Origin of the sequence: Candidatus Paracaedimonas acanthamoebae (genome assembly GCA_017307065.1) — a bacterium.
GTDB lineage: Bacteria > Pseudomonadota > Alphaproteobacteria > Caedimonadales > Caedimonadaceae > Paracaedimonas > Paracaedimonas acanthamoebae_A.
In genome coordinates this window covers 1-8535 of record JAFKGL010000042.1, presented here as the reverse complement: position 1 = coordinate 8535, position 8535 = coordinate 1, and the positions used below count along the sequence as shown (strand labels likewise).

The following is an 8535-nucleotide window of genomic DNA, read 5'->3' as shown; positions in this document are numbered from 1 at the left end:
CTCGCATCGCACACTCCTTAAATTAAAAACGTGTAACTGGCTTTAACCCAGTCCACGAAGGCATGGGCTGTGACAGCAAGACCTAAGAAAAGTCCAGCAACAGGCCAGTTTCCTTTAACGCCTGAAATGACAATACCCCCAAGCCCCCCTGCAATAGTGGCAAGCCTAAAACCACCACCTGTGAGGGTTTTTTCAATCTTGGCGAAGACGTCCTTTAAAACCATGTCATTTTCAGCAGCTTGAAGGGTGGTGTGATAAAGAGAGATCCCAAGAAGAGTTACAGATCTCTTAAGAGCTTTTGGGATATTTAAAGTTACCCTTTTCTCTTTAAAATAGGGTATAAGTGTGTTGTACATTGATTCACTCCATTGTTAGTGTTGGTGTACCAGAGGCCTGCGCGTGAGAGGTCGAAGTCTTTGCGCAGCCTCTGTCTAGTCTATTGTTACTTCCTTCTCTAAGCGTTTAAGCTGGGCTTTCATAAAGCGGATCATTTTCTTTAAGTTCCTCATTTGAAATTGTTTTTGTGCCTCAGTGAGTACGGTATCTCGTTCAAGGCTGGTAAAGGGGGATTTTTTGATAAGTGTTAACTTCATTTTTATTCCTTTCGTAAGTAATGTTCGTTGTATTCATTTTGTAATTCTTGAGTGTTGGGTGGCTTTAGTGGGGGATCAGAACTGCCAAAAAAGGGGTTTCTGAGAGGGAGGAATATGCCTTTGTTGATATCCAAGGGTGGGGCAGTTAAATTCTGCATTTGAGGCTGATTTGGAGGGAAAACAATAGTGTTTTGCTTACTAAGAGCAGGTGCTTGGCTAAAGTCCTGTTCACCCTTCCCAAGGATGGAGTCGTGTTGCGTTTCCTCTTGAGGTGCCTCAGGCTTGCTTTCTGAGTTAGAGCCAGTATTCACAAGCACAAATCTAATCTCATACCTTAACACTGATTCTAAAGCTTGTTGGATGGGGAAATTCATGAGGTTTTTGCTCACATAATCTCGAATAAATTTGGAAGGGGCACTAAGGGTAACGTGGTCATTTTGGATCTCAAGAATGTCAAGGACAGAAATCCAACCCTTGAAGATGCAAAACCCAACTTTCTTCGAGAGAATAAGTCCTGCTTGAATCCAGAGGGGATGTTTGTTGGAAGTTGCAAACTCAAGCATAAAAGCTTCTAGCGCCTCTTCTGAAGAGGTTGTTGGGGTATTAGAGATCACTCGATCGCCAATGCCGTAAGCATTTCCTTCAAAAATCGTGATGGCATGATCTTTTGCGATCACCCAATCCAGCGTCGCTTTAAAGCTTGAGGCTTGAGCCTCTCCCATCAAAAATTTGGATTTTGTGATATTCTGGCAGACTCTCTCCCAGTTCTCAAGATTCCCTTTGAGGTGAGTGTTTAAGACGTGCTTGAGTTGGCTCTTTCTCTCAGGATGAGGGAGAAGCTCTTGGCCTTGAAGAACATGCTTTGAGAACATCTCAATCATTTTTAATCCAATCTCTTCTCTCTTTTCCTCGTGTGTCTCGTGAAGACTACTTGGGGCATTAGGGGGAGAGATTAGAGAGAGGGTTTTATGAGTAATCTCTGTATGTAATCTCTGTTCCTTATAATGATCGTGTCGTTTTGTTACGTTCGATCGTGTCATTTTGCTACGATCGATTGTTACAAATTGCTGTTCGATCGTGTCATTTTGCCCCAATCGATTATGACATGGTTTAACCCCCTTTAATTCTTGATAGTTGATGGTGTACCATTTGCGATGATCAAGCCTTTGTTCATGCAGTTTGCAACTTACGATAAGCTTCTGCTTTTCAAGGGAATAAATGGTTCTTTTAATGGTCTCTTTTGACCAGAAAGGGAACTGTTGATGCCACTCTTCATAAGAATTATAGACCCAATGGCGATTGTTAATAAAATTCTTATTATGGCGAGATGTAAGCCAATAATGCATTTGCTGCAGGATAATAGCTTCATTTAAGCCTACCTTTGTCGCTAAGGTTGGCAGCAATTGAAGAGGAGTTTCATCCATAAGAAGGCGGCTTTTAAGTAAGGATGGCGATGCTAAGGAATGTTCTAGATTAAGACTCATAAAAGTATTCCTTGTAGCCATGAGATGCAGAGCATCTGTTATCTTCGATTGTGTCAATTTGCTCTGGGCATATTGTTACAATCGATCGTGTCATTTTGCTACGATCGGATGTGCGGAGTGTCTCTTCGATCGTGTCATTTTGACCTGTTCGATTGTTACATGCTTTGATGTTCTCTAATGCCTCATAGTTGATTGTGTAACCAAAGCATTGATTAGGTTTCTTTTGGTTTACCTTGGTGTCAATGATGAGACCCTGACTCTTTAAAGAGACAATAGTGCGCCTTAAGGTATCTATTGACCAGAATGGGAACTGCTTTTGCCATTGTTCAGAGGTGTTGTAAACCCTATGGCTATTTCTAGATTTATCCCTATTCCGATGAAGCCAATAATGCATTTGCTGCAGCACAATAGCTTCATTTAAGCCAATTTTTCTTGCTAGAGTCGGGAATATTTGTAAAGGTGCCTCATTAATAAGAAGTCTTGTCTGCATAAGAAATCGCTCGTCTAATTAGATTCATCAATAAAAGTCTGGGACGTATGCTGCCGAAGGCTGCGATTTTCAAACTCTTCAACATCACACAAGCGATATAAAACGTTGCGCCCAATTTTAAGATACTTAGGCCCTCGACCATTCCAACGCCATTGCCCAAGTGTATTAGGCTCAAGGTTCCATCGTTGAGCTAAAGCTGTAGGGGTTAAAAATCTATTGTCCATGGGGTTTTTTCTCCTCTTTTTTATGAGATTAATAAGCAAGATAGCCCCAGCAGGTAATTATGTCAATATATTAACAATGTTAATATAGCATCTAACAATATAGCATTTATAATAAATTATTAGTTGATTGATAGATAAAGATGTGGCTATATAGATGTTAAATAAACGACATAGAACAATAGAGTAGATGGAAAGATATACTTATGAATGTGAGACAGCCAGATAAAGAGGCAGCAGCAAGACTAAAACAAGCAAGAAGCCTTACTGGACTTCCGCGTACGATCTTTGCAAAAAAGCATAAACTAAGTGCTAATTCCTTAGCAGCTTGGGAAAACGGAACATCAGCTTTTTCGGAAGAAGTCGCTGAAAATCTAGTAAGCATTTTGAGCAAAGAAGGTATTAAAGTAACCTCTGAGTGGATCATATCAGGAAAAGGGGCTGGCCCCATAGATTTAGGATTAGCATCTCTTCAAAATTCTAATTTCCTGCCCCTGTCGATCAGTGATGAAGAAGAGTTCATATGGCGAGCAACCGCCTCTTTTAAAGAGTTCTATAAAGATTCTTTAATGCTTGTGATTTTTGATGATAGCGCACTTCCTTTTTACAAACCAGGGGATCACGTCGCAGGTAAAATTATCCCCCAGGAGCAAATAGCCTTCATTACGGATGAGCCTCTGATTATAGAATTAGAAAATGGGGGGTTGATGCTCCGTTACATTGAGCCAACCTCAGAGCAAGGCGCCTATAACTTAAAAGCGATTAATTCATCGAGTGTGTTAGGTCCTACCATCTTTGATGTCAAGATTAAGCGCGCAGCCAGAATTAATTGGGTATTTAGGCGCTAGAGTAAAATTTTCCCAAATAGTCTTAACGCTTAATAGTGATATTATCATTTGTACAAAGTACAAATTTCACTTTTAGACCATCAGTATGTCAAACATTCTTAGCTTATTATTTACCTCTTGACCTTACACTTAAGTACAGGGTTTAGACTGAGCTTATAGAAGAGAGTTAAGAGAAATATTATGAAGCCATCTAATAAGATACTTACTATTAAGAAAATAGCCCAAAAGGCTGGTGTTGGAATTGAAACAATTCGTTTTTACGAGCGCAAGTCTCTTTTAAGTAAACCCAACCGTACCGCTTCAGGCTATCGAATATTCTCTGACCAAGATGTAAAACGTGTTCGTTTCATCAAAAAAGCTCAAGAATTAGGTTTCTCTTTAGCGGAGATCAAAGAACTCCTTTCCCTCAAGAATAATACCTTAAGTGCTCGACATGACGTCTATCAGAAATCTCTTCAAAAGATTGAATTGATCAAAGAAAAAATAGAAAACCTTCAAAAAATTAAGAATAGCCTTGAGCAGCTTGTTGGATGCTGCAAAGGAGAAGGCACAATAGAAGAGTGTCCTATTATTGAGGCATTTGAAGCTAGTACAGAAGAAGAACTTAAGGAAAATAGCCATGGAAGATAATAAGAAACAAGCATGCTGTTCTATACATCATATGAAGCAAACACTCACTCTGCAAAAGACTCAAGTAAGTGCTATGGAATATACATGCCCTATGCATCCTGAGGTTATAAGTTCAAAACCTGGTATCTGTCCTAAATGTGGGATGGCGCTTGAGCCTAAAGCAATTTCACTCAATGAGGAACATAATGTAGAACTTGAAGACATGCAGAAACGCTTCTGGAGTTCTGCCATCCTTTCAGCCTTTGTTCTTTTGCTTTCTATGGGACCTATGATCAATGATGATATCTTCAATAATTTGTCTTCATTCTTCTTAAGGTGGAGTGAATTTATTTTATCAACTCCAGTCGTTATCTGGGCTGGATGGCCATTTTTTCAAAGAGCCGCAATGTCTTTGAAGAATAAAAGCCTCAATATGTTTACGCTGCTCGCTTTAGGGGTTGGAACTGCTTATATTTATAGCTGCGTCGCCTTATTCTGGCCTCATTTATTTCCACCAACAGCACTACATAGTGGTGAAGCTGCTTTATACTTTGAATCAGCCTCACTCATTACAGCTCTTGCTCTTTTAGGGCAAGTATTAGAGCTAAAAGCAAGAGAGAGGACCAATCAAGCTCTCAAATCTCTTTTAAGTCTTATGCCTGAGATAGCAAGACTTGTGAAAGAGAATGGTCATGAACACGATATTGAAATTAGCAATATAAGAATGGGAAATGTCTTAAGAGTACGTCCTGGCGAAAAAATACCTCTTGATGGGATTGTGCTTGAAGGAACAAGCCTGGTGGATGAATCCATGGTCACAGGGGAGCCTGTTCCAATTGAAAAAATCAAGGGCTCAAAGGTTATAGCAGGAACTCTCAATGGAGCAGGGTCGTTCCTTATGAGGGTTGAAAAAGAAGAAGGGGAAACTCTACTTGCCAAAATAGTTCAGCTTGTGAGTGAGGCTCAAAGAACGAAAGCTCCTATTCAGAAACTTGCTGACTCTATATCTTCTTATTTTGTGCCGCTCGTTATCTTAGCCGCGATCATTACTCTTGTTGTTTGGTACCTGATCGGTCCTGAACCTCGGCTTAACCATGCGATTATTAACGCAGTTGCAGTTCTTATTATTGCTTGCCCCTGTGCTTTAGGGCTTGCAACACCGATGTCAATTATGGTTGGGGCAGCCTTAGGCGCTCAAAGAGGAATCCTCATTAAAAATGCAGAAGTCATAGAGGCTTTAGAAAAAGTAGATACCCTTATTGTTGACAAGACAGGAACTTTAACCCTTGGCAAGCCCCAAGTTATTACAGTTCTTCCAAATAATTCCTTCACAGAAGATGAGCTCTTGCACTATGGGGCAAGCTTAGAGATTGCGAGCGAGCATCCTTTAGCACAAGCAATTGTTATGAAAGCGCAAGAAAAGAAATTATCTTTATTAAAGGTTGAAGACTTCCAAACAATTACTGGTAAAGGCGCAAGAGGACGTATAAAAGGCCAGGAAATCATGGTTGGAAGTAAAAGCTTTCTCGATGAACATGATGTGAATACATCACCCTTTATTAACCAAACTGAGAAACTAAGAAAAGAAGCACAAACAGTGATATTCATTGCCATTGATGGAGAAATAAAAGGCATAATCGGTATCGCTGATCCTATCAAAGAATCCTCAAAGGAAGCAATTAATCATCTAAAAGATTTAGGCATAAAGATTTATATGGTTACAGGTGATCATGAGACCACAGCAAAAACTATTGCCGATAGGCTTGGAATTAAAAACGTAAAAGCAGGCGCTTTACCAGCTGATAAGCTAGAAATTATTAGATCTCTACAAGCATCAGGGGCAAAGGTGGCTATGGCAGGTGATGGGATTAATGATGCCCCTGCGCTTGCCCAAGCGGAAGTCGGCATTGCTATGGGAAGTGGGACCGATGCTGCTATTCATAGTGCAGGAATTACCCTTGTAAAAAGTGATTTGAGAGGAATTGTACAAGCACAGCAATTGAGTGTTAGTATTGTAAAAAATATCAAACAAAATCTTTTTCTTGCCTTTATTTATAATATATTGGGCGTTCCTATAGCCGCTGGCGTCCTTTATCCTGTCTTTGGAATTTTGCTAAATCCAATTGTCGCTGCTGCCGCCATGAGCTTCAGTTCTGTTTCCGTTATTTGGAATGCCTTGAGGTTAAGGAATTTAAAATTTTAATAAATTATATTAAGAATATTTAAAGTTCTTTACTTTAATGATAAATATTTGAGGGAGGCAGGCAATGAGCAGAAATTTTAATTTAGTGAGAATCTATGTCTTTGCGTTTTTGCTCTTTACCTTTGAAGGGCTTGCCCATGGGGGTGAGGACCATGGAGAAAGTAAGCCTTCTCCGCAGGAAAGTGCTTCGACTTTAGATTCTGTTCCCAGTGATTTAAGCATGCTTCAAAGAGTCTTTTTACCTCAACAAAAGCAACGTACGGCTAATCTTAAGGTTTTCCAAGCACAAGATGTTGATCGTCCTCAGTATGTGCTGCTCCCTGCTAAAGTTGTTGCAAGCCCTAATGGCTATGCTCAAGTGCATGTTCTTCAAGCCTCAAGAGTGGTTGCCCCACCCACCCCATGCCCACGACAGGAGACAAGGTTGAGGCCAATCAAGTAATAGCGGTTATTTAGCCCCTCGTGAGTTCTGTTGATTTGACGCTCGTGCTATTGCTTTATTCTTGAGTAAAGATATGCTGCCAGAAGCACGTATTAAAAAGCCAGAATATACTCAGTTAATATCTTTGCTACAGACACAGGACCAACTGGTTAAATTACGTGTTTCTTTAATTAATAAAATTCATAGTCTTTTTAACAGTAATGGCATCAAGATTAAGAAAGAAGTGCTCACTTCTAAAGAAGGATTTGAGCGTGTGACTCAAGAGCACACTTGGCTTTCTTTAGAACAGATTGAGATCGATATTATTGCTGAACAATTAGAAGCCATCAGGAAAAGCCTTAAGAAGCTTGAGAAAGAAATTACTTCTTTTGCTCAAAACCTTTCAGGATATAAGAATCTGATTAGCATCAAAGGCATGAGTTATATTAAGAAAAAAGGTTATCGGACCTGGTATCATAAAAGTTACTATGGCTGTCGAAATAAGGTTGAGAACACCTTTTATCGTCTAAAAATTATTTTGGCAGAAAGCTTAATTCAAGGAACTGGAATAATCAGCAGGCAGAGGCACATTTAATATGTTGCCTCCTTAACAAAGTGACTAAAGCTGGTATGCCAAAGTCAGTTAAAATTGCTTGAAGCGGAAACTATAAGGGTAACTCTAACCTGTCATTTGATTTACGCTACAAAGCCAACTTTGCCTCTCCAAGTGACTGAAGCTATGATTAGAGGCTTCATTTTTCATAAAATTATCCATTTAGGGAAATGTGTGTCCATTGGCTTGCTTAAAAGGATAAATAATGCCAAAATACCTAATACTGACGTTAGTTCAGTATGAGTTTACTCATTTTTAATGCAGAAAATGGCTTTATCTTAATAAAAATTTATTCTCAAATTTGGGAGCTGGTCAGTTCGCCAAAAACTGCAATAAAGGAAAATAGAAATGAATAAAAATCGCAGAATACCTATAATTAAAAGGCGGATTTTTCATCATTTTCTTATAATATGTTCCATGCTTTGTTTTCTTGGGTTTCTAAGTTCTAGCAATGCTTCCACAATGCTAAATGAAGAAGAAATCTTATTCAATGCTTCCTCTCGTGGTCTTATAAAAGTTGAAAACGTAGACTCGCCTGATATAGAATTAACCCCATTTATTGATGGAGGAAATGGAGAGGAAGAGAGTCATCTTTATTCTTTCATTCAGAAATATCTTGTTCAACAAGAAAATATACCAGAATCCAAGCTTAAAAGAATTCTACATTCTGGAACTCAAGGTATTTGCGTTGTGCTTGGCAGCTCAGCAGGTGTCCCTTACTTTCAAATAGCACGACAAGCAGGAGGTGGGAATGGAATTTTAGCTTGGGGAATGGAAATTACGAATACGATAGCAACATCAGGAACGGGCGCTTGGGCCTACTTTAATCTTTTGGAAGGTTTTGATCCGCAATCAGACGAGGAAAAGATCCTTTTACAAAAAAGTAAATTACCGCTTCCTGGCTATCTTGCTTCTCATACGCTTGGTCTCGTTGTCGCTGTTCCTACCGCTTACATGGCTTCTCTGTATAATACCCATAAATGGCTCGCAGGCATAAGTTACGGCTTAGACTATAGCCTTAAGACAAATGGCTATCTTAATTTTTTTAAGAGC

Annotated in this window: 11 protein-coding genes; 6 read left to right on the top strand and 5 right to left on the bottom strand. The window is 39.5% G+C overall.

Features of this window, described 5'->3' with window-relative positions; all coding sequences use genetic code 11:
• Positions 1–17: 17 nt before the first annotated feature.
• From J0H12_07515 to J0H12_07495, 5 genes are all read right to left on the bottom strand, one after another.
• A complete protein-coding gene (locus J0H12_07515; protein ID MBN9413746.1) occupies positions 18–356 on the bottom strand; it encodes a hypothetical protein in 339 nt (112 codons plus the stop codon).
• A gap of 75 nt (positions 357–431) precedes the next feature.
• On the bottom strand, positions 432–593 hold the full coding sequence (locus J0H12_07510; protein MBN9413745.1) for a hypothetical protein: 162 nt from the start codon (positions 591–593) through the stop codon (positions 432–434).
• A gap of 2 nt (positions 594–595) precedes the next feature.
• Complete coding sequence (locus J0H12_07505; protein MBN9413744.1) at positions 596–2077, bottom strand: hypothetical protein; 1482 nt, start codon at positions 2075–2077, stop codon at positions 596–598.
• A complete protein-coding gene (locus J0H12_07500; GenBank protein MBN9413743.1) occupies positions 2067–2567 on the bottom strand; it encodes a hypothetical protein in 501 nt (166 codons plus the stop codon). The genes J0H12_07505 and J0H12_07500 overlap by 11 nt, the downstream gene beginning before the upstream one ends.
• A gap of 14 nt (positions 2568–2581) precedes the next feature.
• Entirely contained in the window at positions 2582–2791 is a 210-nt protein-coding gene (locus J0H12_07495) for a helix-turn-helix domain-containing protein (protein MBN9413742.1), read from the bottom strand.
• Between the two features lie 203 nt (positions 2792–2994).
• On the opposite strand from J0H12_07495, the gene J0H12_07490 reads away from it, so the two are divergent.
• The 6 genes from J0H12_07490 to J0H12_07465 form a co-directional block, all read left to right on the top strand.
• Positions 2995–3636, top strand: coding sequence for a hypothetical protein (locus J0H12_07490; protein ID MBN9413741.1), 642 nt, complete (start codon positions 2995–2997; stop codon positions 3634–3636).
• Between the two features lie 180 nt (positions 3637–3816).
• Positions 3817–4266 carry a MerR family transcriptional regulator gene (locus J0H12_07485; protein MBN9413740.1) on the top strand — a complete coding sequence of 150 codons (450 nt, stop codon included), beginning with the start codon at positions 3817–3819 and terminating at the stop codon, positions 4264–4266.
• A gap of 91 nt (positions 4267–4357) precedes the next feature.
• Positions 4358–6448, top strand: coding sequence for a copper-translocating P-type ATPase (locus J0H12_07480; protein ID MBN9413739.1), 2091 nt, complete (start codon positions 4358–4360; stop codon positions 6446–6448).
• Positions 6449–6512: 64 nt separating this feature from the next.
• Positions 6513–6890, top strand: a complete 378-nt coding sequence (locus J0H12_07475) for a hypothetical protein (protein ID MBN9413738.1) — start codon at positions 6513–6515, stop codon at positions 6888–6890.
• Between the two features lie 73 nt (positions 6891–6963).
• Positions 6964–7464: a hypothetical protein gene (locus tag J0H12_07470; GenBank protein MBN9413737.1), complete on the top strand. Its 501-nt coding sequence runs from the start codon at positions 6964–6966 to the stop codon at positions 7462–7464.
• A gap of 366 nt (positions 7465–7830) precedes the next feature.
• On the top strand, positions 7831–8535 hold a 705-nt coding region (locus tag J0H12_07465), incomplete at its 3' end, for a hypothetical protein (protein MBN9413736.1).

What these genes read in the sequence shown, in the direction of transcription:
- J0H12_07485 (MBN9413740.1), top strand. Translation starts at nt 3,817, where the DNA reads ATGAAGCCATCTAATAAGATACTTACTATTAAGAAAATAGCCCAAAAG.
- J0H12_07475 (MBN9413738.1), top strand. Translation starts at nt 6,513, where the DNA reads ATGAGCAGAAATTTTAATTTAGTGAGAATCTATGTCTTTGCGTTTTTG.
- J0H12_07515 (MBN9413746.1), bottom strand. Translation starts at nt 356, where the DNA reads ATGTACAACACACTTATACCCTATTTTAAAGAGAAAAGGGTAACTTTA.
- J0H12_07490 (MBN9413741.1), top strand. Translation starts at nt 2,995, where the DNA reads ATGAATGTGAGACAGCCAGATAAAGAGGCAGCAGCAAGACTAAAACAA.
- J0H12_07505 (MBN9413744.1), bottom strand. Translation starts at nt 2,077, where the DNA reads ATGAGTCTTAATCTAGAACATTCCTTAGCATCGCCATCCTTACTTAAA.
- J0H12_07510 (MBN9413745.1), bottom strand. Translation starts at nt 593, where the DNA reads ATGAAGTTAACACTTATCAAAAAATCCCCCTTTACCAGCCTTGAACGA.
- J0H12_07480 (MBN9413739.1), top strand. Translation starts at nt 4,358, where the DNA reads ATGCATCCTGAGGTTATAAGTTCAAAACCTGGTATCTGTCCTAAATGT.
- J0H12_07470 (MBN9413737.1), top strand. Translation starts at nt 6,964, where the DNA reads ATGCTGCCAGAAGCACGTATTAAAAAGCCAGAATATACTCAGTTAATA.
- J0H12_07495 (MBN9413742.1), bottom strand. Translation starts at nt 2,791, where the DNA reads ATGGACAATAGATTTTTAACCCCTACAGCTTTAGCTCAACGATGGAAC.
- J0H12_07500 (MBN9413743.1), bottom strand. Translation starts at nt 2,567, where the DNA reads ATGCAGACAAGACTTCTTATTAATGAGGCACCTTTACAAATATTCCCG.